Below are 17,987 nucleotides of genomic sequence, written 5' to 3'. Positions count from 1 at the left end.
ATCACCGTCCGGGACGCCACACCGACCAGCGCACCCGCCGCAGTCCGCGCGCGCCCGTGAATTCGCGCTAGGAGTGGCCGATCGCTTGCCGGAGGAAAGCGGCGTGGACGGCGGTCCGGACGTACACGCCCGGGAATCCCGATCGGGCGCAACCGCTTCCCCACGAGACCAAGCCGACGAGCAGCCCGTCGACAACCGCGGGGCCACCGCTGTCGAAGTTGCAGGAGTCCCGCCCGGGTGCGGCCGCGCACATCATCTGGACGGGATCGAAGACCGAGCCATAGGCGGTCGCGCAGGCCGCATCCTCGATGACCGCGACCGTGGTCCGGCGTAACCGGGCGTTGGACAAGTCGGCGGCGGAGGTCTGCCCCCACCCCTGGACGACAACGGCCGTACCGGGCGCGGAAGAATCCGCCCGATCGCGCTCGAACAATGCGATCACGGCCCGGTCGGGCAGCGGCGGTTCGATCGTGATCACCGCAATGTCATTGTAGTGGAAAGGATTCTGCTCACCATCCAGCGAAATGAACACCGACTCCGCATATTCGGGATGAATGGCTATTTCCGTTGCCGTGACCGTCTCGCCCACATCGGTATTCAGATCCACCCGCCCGAAGGTCAGCCGAAGCAGACCCGGGGCGGCACGGAAGTGCGTCACGCAATGCGCGGCCGTGACCACCTTGTCCGGAGCCACCAGTTGCCCGGCGCAGAACTGCCCCGAAGGCCGCAGCGCCTCGGCCCCGGCAAGGCCGATGGCCGCCAGCCAGGATGGCGATTCCGCCACGACCGTTCCACCGACGACCGCGCGCGCCGGAGCGGGGGCCACCGCCAGAACGATCACGGCACGATTCCACCAGCGCCACATGGGAATAGTCATACCGAATATCCAATGTGGATCCAACGCGACGTTCCGATCGGCGGAGAAAACGAAACCGGCAGATACCCGTGGATATCTGCCGGTTCGGAAAGCGCCGATTACTGTGCGTCGGCCCCCGCCAGCGCGGGCACGGCCGCAGCGTCGTCTTGTGCGCTCAGACGCGGGTACGTCGGGTACTCGATGCCCGAGACGTACTGCACCGTCCGCACGACCTGGCACGAGTAGCCGAATTCGTTGTCGTACCAGAGGTAGAGGATCTCGGTGTCGCCGTCGACGATGGTGGCATTGGCGTCCACGATCGAGGCGGCGCGCGAGCCGATGAAATCGCTCGAGACCACATCGGTGGCGGCGGTGAAATCGAGGTTGCGGCTCAGCGGTCCGGTCAGCGACGTCTGGCGCAGGTACTCGAGCACCTCGTCCCGGGTGACCTCGCGCTGGAGCTGCAGGTTCAGGATCGCGACCGAGACATCCGGCGTGGGAACGCGAATCGAGTTACCCGTGATCTTGGCCTTGAAGTCGGGCATGGCCTTGGCGACCGCGGACGCGGCGCCGGTCTCGGTGAGCACCAGGTTGAACGGCGCGGAACGGCCGCGGCGGTCGGCCTTGTGGTAGTTGTCCAGCAGGTTCTGGTCATTGGTGAACGAGTGCACCGTCTCGACGTGCCCGCGGACGATGCCGAATTCGTCGTCCATGGCCTTGAGCGGCGGCACGATCGCATTGGTCGTGCAGGACGCGCAGGAGACGATCCGCTCGGACTGATCCAGCGCGCGGTGGTTGACGCCGTGCACGATATTCGGGACATCGCCCTTGCCGGGCGCGGTCAGCAGCACCTTGGCGATACCGGGGCGCAGGTGCTGGGCCAGGCCCTCGCGGTCGCGCCACTTACCGGTGTTGTCGATGAGGATGGCGTCGTTGATCCCGAACGCGGTGTAGTCGATCGTGGTCGGGTCGTCGCTGTAGATGAACTTGATCACGCTGCCATTGGCGGTGATCGTGCTGTTCTCGGCGTCGACCTTGATGGTCCCGTTGAACTGCCCGTGCACCGAGTCCCGCCGCAGCAGCGACGCGCGCTTGACCAGATCGTCCGCGCCGCCCTTGCGCACGACCACGGCGCGCAGGTTCAGGCCATTGCCGGATCCGGTCTTCTCGATGAGCAGCCGCGCGACCAACCGGCCGATCCGCCCGAAGCCGTACAGCACCACATCGCGGGGCCCCTGCGGCTCGGCCTTGTTGCCATCGGTGACATCGGCCAGCACCGCGGCGGTGAACTCGGGAATCGAGCGCCCGTCCGCATCGGTCCGGTAGGCCATGACCAGGCGGCCGAGGTCGATCTTGGAGGGTCCCAGATCCAGCTGGGTGAGCGCCTCGAGGAACGGCAGCGTCTCCTCGATCGACAGCTCCTCGCCCTCGATCTGCCGCGCGAACCGGTGGGTCCGCAGGATGCTGATCACCGACTTGTTCACCAGCGATCGGCTGTGCAGCAGGATCGTCACCCCCTTCTCGCGATACAACCGTCCAATAATCGGAATCATCGCTTCCGCGGATGCCTCGTGAGCGTTCCAGCGGTCAAGGTGGTCGTTCGTCAACACAAGTCCTCAGGATTTCCTCGATGTTTGTCGACCGATGCTATCGAGGCCCGCACTATCACATGGCCCCGCTACCCCCTTGTGAGATCGCGGGCGATACCGGCGGAGACGCGCATCACATCGCGGCCACGCCGCTCCGGCCCCACCAGGACTCGGGGCTCGCGCGCGGCCGCCGCCGTGACTACCCTCGTCTGCTGTTGTCTGTGGGGGCTGGGTGATGAGGAGATCCGCATGGGTTCAACGATTTTCGCGGTAGGTTTGCCGATCGCGCTGGCGCTCATAATGTTCGGCCTGGGTCTGACCCTCACCGTCGATGATTTCGCCAGGGTCCTGCGCTATCCCAAAGCGGCCGTCATCGCCCTGGTCTGCCAGATGCTCCTGCTCCCCGCCGTCTGCCTCGGCCTCATCTACCTGTTCGGCCTCAATGGCGCACTGGCCGCGGGCATGATGCTGCTCGCCGCCTCCCCCGGCGGCCCGTCGGCAAACCTGTTCAGCCATATCGCAGGCGGCAATGTCGCCCTCAATATCACTCTCACGGCGGTGAATTCGGTCCTGGCCGTCTTCACCCTGCCCCTGGTGGTAGCCCTGTCCTACAGCCTGTTCCTCGACGACTCGGAGTCGATCGGCCTGCGCCCCGACAAGTTCGCGCAGGTCTTCGCCATCGTCCTGATCCCCGTCGCCCTCGGCATGGTCGTCCACCACCATTTCACCGCCTGGTCCGAACGCAAACGCGGCGCCGTGAAGATCCTCTCGATCGTCGTCCTGATCCTCGTGGTCACCGCCGCCGTGGCCAAGAACTTCGACACCCTCACCGAGAACATCGGCAAACTGGCCTCGATCTGCCTGGTCTTCGCCGTAATCAGCCTCACCGTAGGCTTTTTCGCCCCGAGGCTCCTCCATGTCGACACCGACCTGGCCATCGCCTCCGCCATGGAGATCGGCATCCACAACGGCGCCATCGCCATAGCCGTGGCCACCTCCGTCCTGCACAACAACCCCATGGCCGTCCCCGGCGCCGTCTACGGCGTCCTCATGAACCTCCCCGCCGCAGCCGCCGCTTACCTCCTGGCCCGCCACACCCGCCGACAGCTGCCCACCGGGCGCCAGCCCGTACCGGGCGCCGCCTGACGAACCCGCATGCATCCGGCGGCCGGAAGCGTGATCGGGCCGCCGGTTCGCAGCGCCGAGCGCTTCCGCCCGGCGACCCCGATTCGCACGCCCGGCCGACATGCGGCAGGGTGGGCTCACCATGACGAGCATCGACGGTCCAGCTCCGGCCGGGCGACGGCGGCACGCCGTACGCCTCGCGGTGTGCGCCGCGTTTCTGCTGGGGATGTTCTATCTGGTCGCCATCGCTCGGGTGATCGATGTCGACGGGGTGCGCGAGATGGTCTCGGCGACGGGTCCGGCGGCTCCGCTGGCCTACGCGGTGGCGGCGGCGCTGCTCGGGGCCACATTCGTGCCGGGACAGATTCTGGCGGCGGGGAGCGGCATTCTGTTCGGGCCGTTGACCGGTACGTTCGTGACGCTCGCGGCGACGGCGGGCACGGCGACCATCTCCGCGTTCCTCGGCCGCCGCGCCGGACACGAGAGCGCACGCGCGCTGCTCGGCACGCAGCGCGCCGAGCGGCTCGATGCGCTGATCGAGCGTCGCGGGCTGTGGGCGGTGGTCGGGCAGCGTTTCGTGCCCGGCATCTCGGATGCGCTGGCGTCCTACACCTTCGGTGCACTGGGAATGCCGCTGTGGCAGATGGCCGTCGGCGCACTGATCGGCTCGGCTCCGCGTGCCTTCGTCTACACCGCGCTCGGCGCATCGATCGGTGACCTGTCCGCGCCGCTGACCTACGCCGCGATCACGGTCTGGTGCGTGGTCGCCATTGTCGGAGCCTTCGCGGCGCACCACGGCTATCGCACCTGGCGGCGGTCGGGCGAACCCGCCGAGACCGAAACCACGCCGCCGCGATAGAACCGTCCGGTACCGTCCGAGACGCTGGGACATCGACGCGAGACGCTCACTGATGGAGCGGCCCCGCCGAGCTGCGATCTACTTTTCATGTCACATCGATGTGCACGAAAAACCCACGAAGATCGCAGTTTTCGGAGCAAAGGAGGGGTGTCGTGCCCCAACCGGATCCCCACGGCGCATCCGCCGGGAATGTCCTGAACAACCAGCTCTCGTATCTGAGTTTCGGCCTCACCTGGCTGCTCGGATACGCCGTGTTCGCCTTGGCGCACGGCGACGATCCCCGTCTGCCGCTGCCCTCCGCGGTGCCGATCGTTCTCCTCGCCGGAGGGCTGTTGACGGCCGTGACCATTACCGTCGTGATCTCCACCCGCGCGCAACGCGGCGCCCGCGGTCATGCCGCGGTCATCGGCAACCTGCTGTCCGGGTCCTGGCTGGTCGGCTTCGCCGCGCTGTTCCTCATCATCACCGCCCTCAGCACGGCGCTGGACGAGCCCCTCGTGCACACACTGCTGTGGCCGACCGGCGCGGGTCTCGTCGTCGGACTGCTCTATCTCACAGGCGGAGTCGCCCACCGTGACGTCCTGCAGTACACCCTCGGCGCCTGGCTCGCCGTGACCTCGTCAGCGGCGCTCTTCCTCGACGGGGCGAACCTGTACTGGATGTTGGCCTCGGCGGGTGGCGGCGCCTATCTCGCCGCGGCCGCGCTGGAGCCGCGGCGACGCCGGTTCAGCGCGTGGCGATGATTGCCGACCCGTGACCGAACAGTCCCTGGTTCACCGCGATTCCCGCGCGGGCGTTCTCCACTTGGCGTCCATCGGCCTGACCGCGCAACTGCCAGGTGAGTTCACAGATCTGGGCAATGGCCTGCGCAGGGATCGCCTCGCCGAAGCAGGCCAGGCCGCCGCTGGGGTTGACCGGGACGCGACCGCCCAAGGTCGTTGCGCCGCTGCGCAACAGCTCCTCGGCCCCGCCCGGCTCACATAGCCCGATGTCCTCGTACCAGTCCAGTTCCAAGGCGGTGGACAGGTCGTAGACCTCCGCGAAGGACAAGTCGGCGGGCCCGAGTCCGGCCTCTTCGTAGGCGGCGTGGGCAATGGCCGAACGGAAGGTACGGGGCTGGGGCTGGGGCTGGACGGCCACGGAGGAGTCCGTGGCGAAATCCGGGAGATCGAGCACGGTTTTCGGGAAGGTGGGGGTGACCGTCGACAGCGCGCTGATGCGGACCGGATCGGTAATCCCGTGGCGGCGAGCGTAATCCATCGAGGTCAGCACCAGGGCCGCGCCGCCGTCACTGGTGGCGCAGATATCGAGCAGGCGCAAGGGATCCGAGACGACGGCCGAGGCCGCGATCTCTTCGACCGAAACCTCTTTGCGGTAGCGGGCATACGGGTTGTTCAGGCCGTGCTTGCCGTTCTTCACCTTGACCGCGGCGAAATCGTCGAGGGTGGCGCCGTGCAGGGCCATCCGGCGCCGGGCATAGAGCGCGAAGTAGATCGGGTTGGTGGCGCCGAGCAGGTGGAAGCGCAACCAGTCCGGATCATCGCGGCGCTCACCGCCGACCGGCTGGAAGAAACCCTTCGGCGCGGCGTCCGCGCCGACCACCAGGGCCACATCACACAATCCGGCCAGAATCTGGGCGCGGGCATTGGCAATGGCCTGCGCACCGGAAGCGCAGGCGGCGTAGCTGCTCGAGATCCGCGCACCCGACCAGCCCAGCGCCTGGGCGAAGGTCGCGCCCGCGACGAACCCCGGATAGCCATTCCGAATCGTGTCCGCACCGGCGATATACCCGACATCGCGGTGGTCCACCCCGGCATCCGCCAGCGCGGCGCGGGCGGCGACCAGCCCGTATTCGACGAAATTCCGCCCCCACTTGCCCCATTGGTGCATGCCCGCGCCGAGGACGGCGATATCGCGATTCGTCTCAGTCATTGACCGGCCTCCACATCCACACCGTGTGCTCGGCGTCCTCGTCCTCGTAGAGCGTGCCGACGGCCAGCTCGACCGGCATGCCGACGGCCAGATCGTCCACCGTGTACCCGCGCACGACCTGCCCGAGGATCACCATCTGCTCGACCTCGAGCTCCACCGCCGCCACGACGTACGGTTCGAACGGCTCGGGCGAGACATAGGGCGCGGGCGGCTTGTAGCGCGCGTCCGCATAGGACCAGATCCGCCCGCGCGTGGAGAACAGGTACTCGACGAGCTCGGACCCGTCCTTCGGCGCGCTGCACTGCGGATTACGGCAGGCCAGCGTGTTCCGCGGGAAATACGGTGTGCCGCAGGCACTGCAGCGACTGCCTCGGAGCCGCGCCACACCGTCCTCCGCAGTGAACCAATCGGCCACGGCGGGGCGTTGTTCTTTCTGCACAAGCCGACGGTATAGGAACACGTTCTACTTTGGGGGCGGAATCCGATCCGCCGCCGGGCCCGCGGCGGTACGGTGAGGGCGGATCGAGGACGCGACCACCCCTCCTCGAATCGATCGGGAGTACCGCAACGCGATGGGCGCCGAAGCCATTGACCCTCAGACGATCCGCAATGTCACCATCCTCGGTGAGCCGAGCGAGACGGCGCCCGTCGTGCACCGCCTGCTCCGCCGCGCCACCGGCGCGCAGCCCACGCTGCACTGGGTGACGGACCGCGTCGAGCACATCATCCGCATCGGCGAACGACCGAGCGGTTCCCCCATCCCGGACCTGGAACGATCCATCCGGACCGCCGATGCCGTGGTCGCGGTCGTCGACGCCACGCTGCGCAATGCCGCGCGACTCGACACCGTGCTGCGGATCGCCGATGACCACCAGGTCGCCCGCCTGTGCCTGATCGACGGTCTCGATCGGCTCGGCGCCGATTTCGACCACTGCGTCCGCGCCATCGCCGCCACTCGCGGGGCCATGCCGGTCGTCCTGCAACTTCCCATGGGCGTCGGCGCCGATTTCGACGGTGTCATCGACCTGATCCCGACGGGGGCGACCGAGCCGGTGACCGCCGAATTTCCCGGCAGCCATGGGGAAACCGCCGAACGGTGGTACCGCAGGCTCGTGCGAACGGTGCTCGAGCAGGACACCGCGGAGTCGGTGCGGCAGCTGCATCGGCGCATCCGCGAGCGCACGCGCATCGGCGATGTCGTACCCATTCTGTGCGGCGCACCGCCCCGGACCGAGGACATCACCCCGCTGCTGGATGCCATCACCCGCTGCCTACCGTCCCCCATGGATGTCTGCCAGCCCGAACACGTCCTCGACTATTGACGAATTCGGTAGCTGGACAGCTATTTTCGAATGGAAGCTCGTCGAAACCGGTCGGATGGATATTGAAATAAGCGGATTCGCTTGAGAATTCAACGCAAACCGAGCGCTATTGGAGTTATGCGGTAGTAGCATGATGAGCGGGATCAATGAGTAACTCCCAGTGAGGTAAAGCCATGCCCGCCAACAGTATTCTAGACAAAGCATTGAAAGACGCATTGTCGAAGGCCGCCAAGCTCGATAAACAAGGAATTCCTCCGGCCGATACCGAAGATCTTTTTCCCGGCCGCACACCCACCAATGTAGAGCTCGTTCAAGCGTGCGTGGACTTCTACCAAAAGAACCGCTCCGTATTGGACGGCGCGGTGCGCGATGTCGTCAACTTCTACGACAGCCCCGACGGCGTCGCCTATGTCAAGGCACTCGAGGGTTCGTTCGAGAGCGGGCTGCCCAATCACCCCCTCAGCGTCGACCTCGCCTCGGAAATACTGCGCACCGGCGACTTCGAGGTGGCGTCCGCCCATCCACAGGGGTTGCGCGGCTTCGGCATCGGCGTCTCCGCCGGGGTGAGCGCCGTGATCGGCCTGCTGGCGGGCGCCGACGTCGTCTTCGATTTCAAGGATGAGGCGCAGGTGCACGGCCGCGTCTGGGCGGGCGGTTCCGTGAAGGGCGGCCTGTCCGTCAATACCGGTCTGGAACTGAGCTTCTGGGTCGACAAACCCGTCACCGGCGCCATCGCGGGCTGGCTGCTCGATCTCTACGTCCCGATTCCGGAGTTCCCCTCCACCATCGTGTTCATCCGCTTCATGTACATCAAGCAGCGCGCCGAGGGCACGAAGGATTTCGACTTCAGCGGCGTATCCCTGCAGTTCCCGCTGGGCATCGGCCTTCCCATTCGCCGCTCCAAGGGTATGGACGGCGTCGTCGCCCTCTTCGCCGCCAGCCAACACGCCTGGGACCGGCCGCGCCGCGCCACCCTCCAGGTCGTCAACAAGGCCACCGGCGTCTCCACCATCGCCGTGCGCGAAACCGCCACCCTCCAAGCCACACTCACCAATACCTCCGGCCGCGACGTCGCCCTGAGTTCGGGCGCGACCATGACCATCAATATGCCGTCGTATTTCACCGACGCCGATGTCAGCGCAATGAACATCAACTATCCCGGATGGACATTCGCCGATGTGGACGGCAAATTGACGCTGACCCTGTCCAAGAACTCCACCTGGACCTCCGGCACCGACATGCTCCTCGTCATAACAAATGTCGCGAGCAGTAACCAGCCCCCGGCAGGTCAGCAGTCCTACCCCGGCAAAATCCTCGTCGGCCTCAACGACATCTCTTTCGACGCCCCCATCGCGGTCTCCGCCGACTTCAGCCTCGTCTGGGCCAACTCCCAGGCAAAGCTGGATTGGACGGCAACCGTCGACCCCACCCTGTTCAAACTCACCGGCGACGGCGCGGGCACCGTCACCGCCTACGCCCAACCCGGCAGCGTCTTCGTCACCCTGACCACCGCCGTGGACACCACCGGCGCCACGTGGCAACTCGGCTACGTCTTCAACTACAACACCAGCATTCCCGGCAAATCCATCCCCAAGGTCACCGCCGCCTGGTGGAAGGCGGACACGACGAAAACCAGCAAGACCTACTACCCCGGCACCCCCTCCGACCAGTCCGGCGTTCCCTCCGTCGCCTGGTACGGCGGCACCAAGCAAAGCAGTAGCTCGATATCGGTCACCCCGACCTTCAGCACCCAATCCCCCCGCCCCGGCGGTGAAAAACCCCGGCGCTGACCACCTCTGATAAACGCGACCCCCGGATTCCCACCGGGGTCGCCTTTTCGCGCAGGAGCGAAACACGGTGAGCGCCCGGAGGCGGCGCGTAGCATCGATTGCATGTCCGACGCGGAGGGGATCGGCGGGCTGGGGCGAAAGTACCACGGCCGCAATGATCGGATGCTGACCAAAATCAACTTCCTGGCAGGGCGTCTCGAGGCCGCCATGCCATGGGGAACCGCGGCCCACCAGGTAGGGCCCGAATCGATAATGCACGGTCCGGAGCCACTGGAACAAAGATCGAGGGCGGTCCTCGACAGCGGTGACGAGCGGTTCGTGATTGTGGCGAGGGAGGATCTCGAGTACTGCACGGAGAACTTCGTGTCGGACTCGCAGGCGATCATGCGCGTGTGGGACCCGCCTGCCGCCATTTCGACGGTTCCTGGTCGAGGCGGCGTCGAGTCGGTGGTCGGCATTCTCCGCGACCCGGTCGAGCACACCGATTTCATACAGATCGCGACCGCGTATGTACGGCAACCGGATACCACCGTTCAAACCCTGAACTTCATTGTGTCGCCGAATGCGGCTCACGATTTGGAGGGTGTCCGACTACTCGTACTCGGAGTCCTCGCCACACTTGCCCCCGGCCCGCGGCGGCTCGAAACCTCAGCCGGGGTACGACAACTCACCGAACCGGGCGACCCATTCGAACTACGGATCGCCGTTCCCGACGGATGGGTGGCGACCCTGCAGCACGGCCCCGACTTCCTGGTGTACCAGGTCGAGCGAATGAGCCCGTTCAATGGCGCCACCGCGGTATTCAGCTTCTACGTGGGCCACCACCCCCGTGTGCTGCCGCCACCGGAACCAGACGACCCGATCATGCCGATATTCGGAGAACCCCGCACATGGGTGCGGCAGCGCGAGGACCATTCCGACCATCACGAAAAACGCGAGCTCATCGTTGCACTGCCGAACGAACGCGGCCTGGTCTACGCCATAGCCGTCACCAACGACCCCGCGCTCTGGTCGGAACTGGAATCGATCGCGGCATCGGTCACCGCGCCGTACTCCTGAGAAATAGCCGCCTGCAATGGATTCCGGCTATGCGGTGCCGAATCGAAGCGGCAGGATAATCGGGCCGGTCGGGCCGAGGGTGGGCCCCGGCTGGGCGGGTCCGGCCGCCATCGGATGCGGCAGCCTGCGGGCGAGAATCGGCAGCGCTTCGGCGATTTCCGCGCGAGCCAGCGGTGCGCCGAGGCAGTAGTGAATGCCGCCGCCGAAGGTGAGTTGGGGGGCGGATCGTAGTGCGGTGATATCGAATTCGGCATCACCGAAGGCGGCCGGGTCGGTGTGGGCGGCATTGGAGAGGATATTGATGAAGCTGCCCGCCGGAATGGTGAGGCCCTCGAAGTCGATGGTCTCATCGGTGACCCGCCAGATCGTATTGACGCCCGGGGCGACCCGCATGATCTCCTCCACGGCGCGTGGCGCCAGGCCGGGATCAGCCGCGAGCATGCGCCACTGGGCGGGGTAGTCCAGCAGGGTCTGGACGGCCAGCCCGAGCTGCTGCCGCGTGGTGTCATGCCCGGCGAAGAGCAGTGCGCTGGCCATATTCCGCAGCTCGACCGGCGAGAGCCGGTCACCGGCTTCCTCCGCTGCGATCAGCTCGGTGAGCAGGTCATCGCCCGGACTGCTGCGGCGCTGTTCGATGAGCGCGTCGATGGCGTCGCCGAGCGTGCGGATGGCCGTCTCGATTCGGTCCAGATGCGCGGCCGCCGACACCGTGAAGATCAGCCCGATCTCCTTGGGCAAGCGCCGGAAAACCTCGCGCTGCTCCGGCGGAACGCCCAGCAGCTCGGCCAGGATTCGCGCCGGATACCTGTCCGCGAAGTCCGCCATGAACTCGCATTCCCCCGCCCGCACAAGGGGTTCGACCAGTTCCTCGGTGACAGCGCGCATGACCGGCCGCAGCCGGTCCACCGCGGTGCGCGTGAACGCCTGACTCACCAGCCGTCGCAACCGCGCATGATCTGCCCCCCCGATACTGGGTAGCACCGACCCGATCCACTCGACCGCCGGACCGGAGGTAATGCCCTGCGCGGCAAGCGATTCCACTCCACCCCAGCGAACCCTGCGATCGGCCAGGAATGCGGTGGCCTCCCGATGCCGCAGGATCGCGTAGCCGATCGGGGTTCGGGCGTACCAGTTCGCGGCGCGGGCGGCGGCGACCTCGGGCGAGTCCGGCCGGAACTGCGGATCGAGCACATTCAACTCGGCGACGCCACTGTGGATGTTCGCGCTGGCTGACATGGGATCTCCCTCCCACCCATCGGCCCGCCCACTGCGAACCGGTCCACCCGACGCTACGGAGCGTCGACGGCCCGGCCCATCCCAGATTTCTCGTATTTATCCGCCCGGGCCGCCGGTGAGCAGTCCGGTGAGCTGCCGTCTGCTCCGAATCCCGGCCTTGACGAATATCGAGGTCAAATGCGTCTGCACGGTCAACGGGAAATGAACAACCGTTCGGCGATCACCCCCGTGCTGCATCCCGCCAGGACGAGATCTACGATCTCCCGCTCCCGGGCAGTGAACCCGAACGCCGCGTACAGCAGTGGGGCCATCGCCCCCCGGATTGGCTTCCTGCACCACGAATGCCACCTGATCCCCCCTCCGCGGACGCATGCAGCGAGACCCACCGCCCGGTATCCGCCAGTACCCGGGCCCAGGCCCGCCCCTCGACCCGAGCCCGCTCCGCGAGCGCCAACATCGCGAACGGCGCTCCTTCTCCCGCGGACGCGTCACCCGCACCCAACTCGGTGAGCCAGGACCGCGCGGGTTCGGACACCGACACCACCTCCCCCGCCGCGCCCAGCACCACCACGCCCGGCCACCGATTCACCCCGCCCGGCACCGCGCGAGCCCGCACGCCCGCCCGGCGCAGCCCCCGCCCCAGCACTCCCGCCAGATCATTGGCGAAGTCCCGCTCGTCACCCGTGAAGTCGCCCGGCGCCTCCCGAAACAGCGAAACATTCCCCCAGCACTCCCCGTCGGCAATCAGAGCCGTCCGCAGCTCCCCGGTAATATTGTTGGGCCGCAACAACTCCCGGTACCGGACACTCCGATCCAACTTCCCGCCGGTCACCTCGCTGAGCACCCCGCTGTGCCGCGGCCCTCCGGCCAAGCGGGCAAACGAGTTGTAGTCCTCCGGAAGATAGGCGAACCGAGCCACCCCGGCATCCGGCGCGGGCATATTGTGCGCCCGATACCGGTCTCGATGAAGCTCCCCGGATCCATTGTGTGCCAGCACCCCGCATCGTGCGGCACGGCCGCGGCCAGCAGCGCCCCGGCCGCATCGATCAACTCGGCGGTATCGACCTCCGCCTCCGCCAACCGAACCAGGCGTTCGAACACTCGCTCGCGACTGCGACTGGTCACTCCCCCAGTGTCGCAGAGTGTGAAGCAGGCCACATGCGCCTATTGAATGTGATCCAGGTTGATGCTAAAATTTAGATGGCATAACCCGCAATGATCGTTGCATAATTTGCAATCGTTGAGCGTGACCTTAGAAGGTACCTGATGTCGCACCGAGACTTCCGGCCGAAAGTCGTTGGCGGACTGACTAAACGCGCACTCATCGCCGGAGCCGCGATACTCCTGTTCGCCGGATGCGCACCGGTGCAGTCGAATCCGGCGGGCGAGGGCGGCGACGCGAAGACCGGCACCGTCCGGGTCTGGCTGTTCGACGAGGCCAACCGCGCACCCAAGGAAGCGGTCATCAACGAGGCCATCGCCGAATTCACCTCGGGCAAGCCGGATGTCGAGGTCGATGTGCAGTGGGTGCCGGTCGCGGCCCGCGCCGACAAGTTCGCGGGCGCGTTCAACGATCCGAGCAACGCCCCCGATCTGGCCGAGTTCGGCAATACCGATCTCGCCGGGTACGCCGTCACCGGCGCGTTCGCCGATCTCAGCGGCGATATCGCGTCCTGGCCGGAAGGCAAGGACCTCATCGGCTCGGTACTCGACACGGCGAAATTCGATGGCAAAACCTACGGATTGCCGTGGTTCACCGGTATTCGCGCGCTCTACTACCGCACCGATGTGTTCACCGAACTAGGACTGCGCCCACCGTCGACGCTCGCCGAACTCGCCGACACCGCCCGCCGCATCCGCGCCGCCAAACCCGATCTGTACGGAATCGCGGTCGGCGGCAAGTACACCTACGCCATGCTGCCGTTTCTCTGGGCGCACGGCGGTGAACTCGCCGTCAATGACGGCAGCGGCTGGAACGCCGCGGTGAACTCGGACCGGGCGAAGGAAGGCATCACCCGCTACACCGAACTGATCCATGACGGCATCTGCCCGCCCGCGCAATGCGCCGATCTCACCGGCACCCAGAGCGTCACCGCCTTCACTGGCGGCAAAGCCGGAATGACCATCGGCGGCGACTTCAACCGCAAGGCAATCGATCAGGGCGCGGTCAAAGGCAATTACGCGGTGATCCCGCTACCCGGCGCCCGAACCGATTCGGTCGCCCCGGCCTTCGCGGGCGGCAACCTGCTCGGGGTGTTCAAGGCGAGCGAACGGCGCGGCCTGGCAGTCGAATTCGCCGAACTGCTCGCGGGCCCGAAGTATCAGGAGAAGATGTACCAGGCGATGGGCAACCTGCCGACCTTGAGCGGCGTCCAGAACAAGCTCGCGGCGAACGATCTGTTCCTGCTGCCGTTCGTCCAAACCCTGCAGGCGGGAACGAAGTTCGTGCCGATCACCCCGGCATGGTCGAAGATCGACAGCCAGAACATCCTGCCCACCGCGCTGCAGCGGATCTCCACCGGCGCCGAAGCTCCCGGTCCGGCGTTGGATACCGCGGCGGCCGAGATGAACAAGGCGTTCAAGTAGGCCCACCCATGGCTGTCACTGAACTGCCGGTGCTGAACCCGGCCACCCCACCCGTCCCGAAACCCCGCCGCCTGCACCGGGATACCGTCACCGCGTGGCTGTATCTCGCCCCCGCCGGGTTGCTGCTGCTCGCGATCCTGGTATATCCGATCTATCAGATCGTGCTGATCTCGTTCTACGACTACGGGCAGGAGCAGGCCGCGGGCGCGGCGCCGCCGCGCTGGGTCGGGCTGGGCAACTATCGCGAGCTGCTCGGTGACGGCCAGTTCTGGACGGTGCTGGCCAATACCTTCGGGTTCGGCGCGGTCTGCGTGATCGGCGCCTTGGCGGTCGGCACCGGTCTGGCGGTGCTCGCCACCCGGGTGCGCACGGTGCCGCGCACGCTGTTGTTCCTCGCCGCACTCGGCGCGTGGTCGACACCCGCCGTGGCCGGTTCCTACGTCTGGCTGTTCTTGTTCGACACCGACTTCGGCCTGGTCAACGAGACGCTGTCCGGCATCGGCTTCCGCTCCATGGACGGCCACTCCTGGACCTACGGCACCCTCAGCGCGTTCGGATTGGTTGCCGCCGAGGTGATCTGGTGTTCCTTCCCGTTCGTCATGGTGACCATGTACGCGGGCATCAAGGCGATACCGCGGGAGGTGCTCGAAGCCGCGGCCCTGGACGGCGCGTCGACCTGGCGCACCACGCGTTCGGTGATCCTGCCCATCCTGCGACCGCTGCCCTTCATCGCGACGGTGCAGTCGATCATCTGGGATTTCAAGATCTTCACCCAGATCTACGTCATGACCAATGGCGGCGGCGTGGCAGGCCGCAACCTGGTCCTCAACGTGTACGCCTACCAAAAGGCGTTCGCCGGACAGGAATACGGGCTCGGCTCGGCAATCGGCGTCGTCATGACCCTGCTGCTGTTGTCGATCACCGGCCTCTACATACGCACCCAGCGACGGAGCGACGCATGGTAGTTAAATCCTTGTCGCCCAACCGAACTCATCCACGACGAGTAGGCCGTCTGGTCACCGAGACGATTACGGTGGTGATCGCCAGACTGGTCGCCTTCCCGCTGTACTGGATGGTCCTGTCGGCGATCAAACCACCGGGCGAAATCCAATCGGCCGCACCGAAACCGTGGACTCTCGCCCCGAGTTGGGACAGCTTCGGCCGGGTCCTGTCGATGAACGGTTTCGGCCGCTACTTCCTCAACAGCCTGCTCATCGCCGTTGTGGTAGTGGCATTCTCACTGCTGCTGTCCTTCCTGTCCGCGGTGGCGCTGACCCGTTTCCGCTTCCGCGGCCGAACCGTGCTGCTGGTCATGATCCTCGTCGCCCAGATGATTCCGGTGGAGGCGCTCACAATCCCGCTGTTCTTCCTGATGCGATCCATCGGCGACACCGCCCCCGCCTTCGGTCTCAACGAACTCGGCTCGATCATTCTGGTGGACTTGGTGTTCAGCCTTCCGCTGGCAATCTGGCTATTGCGCGGTTTCACCGCCGCGGTGCCCGTCGAACTCGAGGAAGCCGCCAAAATCGACGGCGCGAGCCGACTTCGATTCACCTGTCAAATCCTGCTCCCCCTGGTGCTGCCCGGCCTGGCCGCGGTGAGCGTCCTGTCGTTCATCCACGCCTGGAACGACTTCCTCTTCGCCAAGACGTTCATCATCTCGAAGACCGAGAATCAGACTCTGCCACAAGCGGTTCTGGTCTTCTTCAAGCCGGAGGACACGGACTGGGGCGCAGTGATGGCAGCCTCGACCCTGATGACGATTCCGGCGCTCGTGGTGTTCATTCTGGTGCAACGCAAGCTGGTGTCCGGTCTCGACGGGGCGGTGAAGGGCTGATGCCAGGTTTCGACACGCTGCTCCCCCGCCCGGTCTCGGCCACTCCGCTCCCCGGAGTCTGCCCCTACCCCGCCGAAATCGTAGAGCGCACCGACACCTCCCTCCCCGCCGAGGGCTACCGCCTGACGATCACCCCAACCGGCATCGAACTGCACACCTCCGACAACGCGGGGCGGATCCATGCCCGGCAGACGCTCCGGCAATTGGCCGGGCCGGACGCCTTCCGCGCCGCCCCCATCCCCGGCCGCCCCCTCACCGTCCCGTGCGGCGTCATCGAGGACTACCCCCGATTCAGCTGGCGCGGTTGCCTACTCGACGTCGCCCGCCATTTCCGCACCAAGGCCGAGGTGCTGCGCTTCATCGACCTGCTCGCCGCACACAAACTCAACGTCCTGCAACTACACCTCACCGACGACCAAGGCTGGCGCATAGAAGTCCCCGACTTCCCCCGCCTAACCGAAATCGCCTCCTGGCGAACAGGTTCCATGGTGGGCCGCCACGACGGCCCAGAACGCGACGGCCGCCCCCACGGCGGCTACTACACCACCGACGACCTCCACGAAATAGTCGCCTACGCCGCCACCCGAGCAATCACCGTAGTCCCCGAAATCGACATCCCCGGCCACTCCCGCGCCGCCATCGCCGCCTACCCCGACCTAGGCCCCGCCCCCGAAACCCCGTGGGAGGTCTGGACATCCTGGGGCATCAGCACAAACCTCCTACACCCCTCCAACTACTCCCTGACCTTCTTCCGCCAAGTCTTCGACCACGTCCTCACCATCTTCCCCTCCCAATTCATCGGCCTAGGCGGCGACGAGGTCCCCGGCGCCACCCCCGCCCACGCCCAATTCGTAGCCGACCTGGCCACCCACCTGACAGCCCGCGGCCGCACCCCCCTGGGCTGGGACGAGGTCCTCGAAATCGCCCCCCTCCCCCCAATGGTGATCGGCGCATGGCGCGACAACGCCGCAGCCACCCGAGCCACCCGAGCAGGCCACCAGGTCGTCCTATGCCCCGAATCCCACTACTACCTGGACCACCGCCAATCCGACCACCCCGCCGAGCCCATCCCGGTCGGCTACGTCCAATCCCTCCAACACGTCCACTCCTACACCCCCGCCGACAACCCCCGAATCCTCGGCATCCAGGCCCAAATCTGGACCGAACACCTGGACACCGCCCGCCGCATCGACTACGCCACCTTCCCCCGCCTGTGCTCGATAGCCGAAACCGCCTGGAGCCCACCCCCTCACAACTTCACCGAATTCCTCCCCCGCCTCCGCGACCACCACCTCCCCCGCCTATCCGCCCTCGGCGTCAAATACCGCCCCCTCGACGGCCCCCACCCCTGGCAAACCCGCCCCGACGTCCCGCCCACCGCACACCGACCCCTGCCGACTCCCTAGCAGCATCAGTACCGTTGCAGTGCGGGGTAATTCGCAAGATACTACTGCGAACGCCCACCCTCGCCGACGCACGCTGGAGGTACCCGTGATCGAACTCTCCGCCTTCATCCAGGACCTCCGGGAGGAACTGAGCCAGGCGATCGCCACCGGCGCGGGCCACGATCTGCGATTCGAGCTCGGACCCATCGAACTGGAGGCATCGGTGGCGGTCACCCGGGAGGCCGGGGCCGGTGCGAAGGTTCGCTTCTGGGTGGTGGACGCGGATGCACAGGGGAAACTTGCCGATGCGAGGACACAGACCGTGCGCCTCACGCTGAGCCCGGTGCTGAATTCGACCGGACGCAGTCCCTATGTGTCGGGCGACGAGGCTCCCGGCGAACGCTGACCGTA

At 66.4% G+C, this 17,987-nt stretch carries 17 protein-coding genes; 11 read left to right on the top strand and 6 right to left on the bottom strand.

Annotated features, from left to right (window positions below):
* Nucleotides 1-67 precede the first annotated feature (67 nt).
* Together NC4_RS22435 and NC4_RS22430 are read right to left on the bottom strand one after the other, a co-directional pair.
* Nucleotides 68-877, bottom strand: a complete 810-nt coding sequence (locus tag NC4_RS22435) for a S1 family peptidase (RefSeq protein ID WP_067541500.1) — start codon at nucleotides 875-877, stop codon at nucleotides 68-70.
* 98 nt (nucleotides 878-975) lie between these two features.
* Nucleotides 976-2,463, bottom strand: a complete 1,488-nt coding sequence (locus NC4_RS22430) for a glyceraldehyde-3-phosphate dehydrogenase (RefSeq protein ID WP_067541742.1) — start codon at nucleotides 2,461-2,463, stop codon at nucleotides 976-978.
* Between the two features lie 231 nt (nucleotides 2,464-2,694).
* On the opposite strand from NC4_RS22430, the gene NC4_RS22425 reads away from it, so the two are divergent.
* From NC4_RS22425 to NC4_RS22415, 3 genes are all read left to right on the top strand, one after another.
* Complete coding sequence (locus NC4_RS22425) at nucleotides 2,695-3,591, top strand: bile acid:sodium symporter family protein (RefSeq protein WP_067541498.1); 897 nt, start codon at nucleotides 2,695-2,697, stop codon at nucleotides 3,589-3,591.
* Between the two features lie 121 nt (nucleotides 3,592-3,712).
* Nucleotides 3,713-4,429 carry a TVP38/TMEM64 family protein gene (locus NC4_RS22420; RefSeq protein WP_067541740.1) on the top strand — a complete coding sequence of 239 codons (717 nt, stop codon included), beginning with the start codon at nucleotides 3,713-3,715 and terminating at the stop codon, nucleotides 4,427-4,429.
* A gap of 152 nt (nucleotides 4,430-4,581) precedes the next feature.
* A complete protein-coding gene (locus NC4_RS22415; protein WP_067541496.1) occupies nucleotides 4,582-5,172 on the top strand; it encodes an ABC transporter permease in 591 nt (196 codons plus the stop codon).
* On the opposite strand, the gene NC4_RS22410 is transcribed toward NC4_RS22415, so the two are convergent.
* A complete protein-coding gene (locus NC4_RS22410; RefSeq protein WP_067541494.1) occupies nucleotides 5,156-6,361 on the bottom strand; it encodes a lipid-transfer protein in 1,206 nt (401 codons plus the stop codon). The genes NC4_RS22415 and NC4_RS22410 overlap by 17 nt on opposite strands.
* Nucleotides 6,354-6,800, bottom strand: a complete 447-nt coding sequence (locus NC4_RS22405) for a Zn-ribbon domain-containing OB-fold protein (protein ID WP_439957546.1) — start codon at nucleotides 6,798-6,800, stop codon at nucleotides 6,354-6,356. The genes NC4_RS22410 and NC4_RS22405 overlap by 8 nt, the downstream gene beginning before the upstream one ends.
* A 133-nt stretch (nucleotides 6,801-6,933) precedes the next feature.
* Here NC4_RS22405 and NC4_RS22400 point away from each other — a divergent pair, with 133 nt between their 5' ends.
* From NC4_RS22400 to NC4_RS22390, 3 genes are all read left to right on the top strand, one after another.
* Nucleotides 6,934-7,683 (top strand): GTP-binding protein, encoded by a 750-nt coding sequence (locus NC4_RS22400; protein ID WP_067541492.1) that lies wholly within the window; start codon nucleotides 6,934-6,936, stop codon nucleotides 7,681-7,683.
* A 320-nt stretch (nucleotides 7,684-8,003) separates the two neighbouring features.
* Nucleotides 8,004-9,473 (top strand): hypothetical protein, encoded by a 1,470-nt coding sequence (locus NC4_RS22395; RefSeq protein ID WP_157555066.1) that lies wholly within the window; start codon nucleotides 8,004-8,006, stop codon nucleotides 9,471-9,473.
* Nucleotides 9,474-9,575: 102 nt separating this feature from the next.
* A complete protein-coding gene (locus NC4_RS22390) occupies nucleotides 9,576-10,532 on the top strand; it encodes a hypothetical protein (protein ID WP_067541488.1) in 957 nt (318 codons plus the stop codon).
* Between the two features lie 27 nt (nucleotides 10,533-10,559).
* On the opposite strand, the gene NC4_RS22385 is transcribed toward NC4_RS22390, so the two are convergent.
* Both NC4_RS22385 and NC4_RS22380 read right to left on the bottom strand, forming a co-directional pair.
* Complete coding sequence (locus NC4_RS22385) at nucleotides 10,560-11,768, bottom strand: cytochrome P450 (RefSeq protein ID WP_067541485.1); 1,209 nt, start codon at nucleotides 11,766-11,768, stop codon at nucleotides 10,560-10,562.
* A 253-nt stretch (nucleotides 11,769-12,021) separates the two neighbouring features.
* A complete protein-coding gene (locus tag NC4_RS22380) occupies nucleotides 12,022-12,708 on the bottom strand; it encodes a hypothetical protein (RefSeq protein ID WP_067541483.1) in 687 nt (228 codons plus the stop codon).
* 326 nt (nucleotides 12,709-13,034) lie between these two features.
* Here NC4_RS22380 and NC4_RS22375 point away from each other — a divergent pair, with 326 nt between their 5' ends.
* The 5 genes from NC4_RS22375 (at nucleotide 13,035) to NC4_RS22355 (ending at nucleotide 17,982) form a co-directional block, all read left to right on the top strand.
* Nucleotides 13,035-14,354, top strand: a complete 1,320-nt coding sequence (locus NC4_RS22375; RefSeq protein ID WP_067541481.1) for an extracellular solute-binding protein — start codon at nucleotides 13,035-13,037, stop codon at nucleotides 14,352-14,354.
* A gap of 8 nt (nucleotides 14,355-14,362) precedes the next feature.
* Nucleotides 14,363-15,319: a carbohydrate ABC transporter permease gene (locus tag NC4_RS22370; protein WP_067541479.1), complete on the top strand. Its 957-nt coding sequence runs from the start codon at nucleotides 14,363-14,365 to the stop codon at nucleotides 15,317-15,319.
* 71 nt (nucleotides 15,320-15,390) lie between these two features.
* Nucleotides 15,391-16,191 carry a carbohydrate ABC transporter permease gene (locus tag NC4_RS22365; RefSeq protein ID WP_245721846.1) on the top strand — a complete coding sequence of 267 codons (801 nt, stop codon included), beginning with the start codon at nucleotides 15,391-15,393 and terminating at the stop codon, nucleotides 16,189-16,191.
* The gene (locus NC4_RS22360) at nucleotides 16,191-17,597 is read left to right on the top strand and encodes a beta-N-acetylhexosaminidase (protein WP_084529611.1); all 1,407 of its coding nucleotides are present in this window, start codon (nucleotides 16,191-16,193) and stop codon (nucleotides 17,595-17,597) included. Before NC4_RS22365 ends, NC4_RS22360 begins: the two co-directional genes overlap by 1 nt.
* 85 nt (nucleotides 17,598-17,682) lie before the next feature.
* Nucleotides 17,683-17,982, top strand: a complete 300-nt coding sequence (locus NC4_RS22355; protein WP_067541475.1) for a trypco2 family protein — start codon at nucleotides 17,683-17,685, stop codon at nucleotides 17,980-17,982.
* The last annotated feature ends 5 nt before the right edge of the window (nucleotides 17,983-17,987 follow it).

It is taken from the genome of Nocardia crassostreae (assembly GCF_001613405.1).
In the GTDB taxonomy this organism is placed as follows: Bacteria; Actinomycetota; Actinomycetes; order Mycobacteriales; family Mycobacteriaceae; genus Nocardia; species Nocardia crassostreae.
This window is presented reverse-complemented; position numbering and strand designations above follow the sequence as displayed.

Excerpts from the sequence above, each read along its gene's own strand:
- NC4_RS22370 (WP_067541479.1), top strand. The coding sequence starts at position 14,363 with ATGGCTGTCACTGAACTGCCGGTGCTGAACCCGGCCACCCCACCCGTC.
- NC4_RS22400 (WP_067541492.1), top strand. The coding sequence starts at position 6,934 with ATGGGCGCCGAAGCCATTGACCCTCAGACGATCCGCAATGTCACCATC.
- NC4_RS22380 (WP_067541483.1), bottom strand. The coding sequence starts at position 12,708 with ATGCCCGCGCCGGATGCCGGGGTGGCTCGGTTCGCCTATCTTCCGGAG.
- NC4_RS22360 (WP_084529611.1), top strand. The coding sequence starts at position 16,191 with ATGCCAGGTTTCGACACGCTGCTCCCCCGCCCGGTCTCGGCCACTCCG.
- NC4_RS22390 (WP_067541488.1), top strand. The coding sequence starts at position 9,576 with ATGTCCGACGCGGAGGGGATCGGCGGGCTGGGGCGAAAGTACCACGGC.
- NC4_RS22420 (WP_067541740.1), top strand. The coding sequence starts at position 3,713 with ATGACGAGCATCGACGGTCCAGCTCCGGCCGGGCGACGGCGGCACGCC.
- NC4_RS22435 (WP_067541500.1), bottom strand. The coding sequence starts at position 877 with ATGACTATTCCCATGTGGCGCTGGTGGAATCGTGCCGTGATCGTTCTG.
- NC4_RS22410 (WP_067541494.1), bottom strand. The coding sequence starts at position 6,361 with ATGACTGAGACGAATCGCGATATCGCCGTCCTCGGCGCGGGCATGCAC.
- NC4_RS22425 (WP_067541498.1), top strand. The coding sequence starts at position 2,695 with ATGGGTTCAACGATTTTCGCGGTAGGTTTGCCGATCGCGCTGGCGCTC.
- NC4_RS22375 (WP_067541481.1), top strand. The coding sequence starts at position 13,035 with ATGTCGCACCGAGACTTCCGGCCGAAAGTCGTTGGCGGACTGACTAAA.
- NC4_RS22385 (WP_067541485.1), bottom strand. The coding sequence starts at position 11,768 with ATGTCAGCCAGCGCGAACATCCACAGTGGCGTCGCCGAGTTGAATGTG.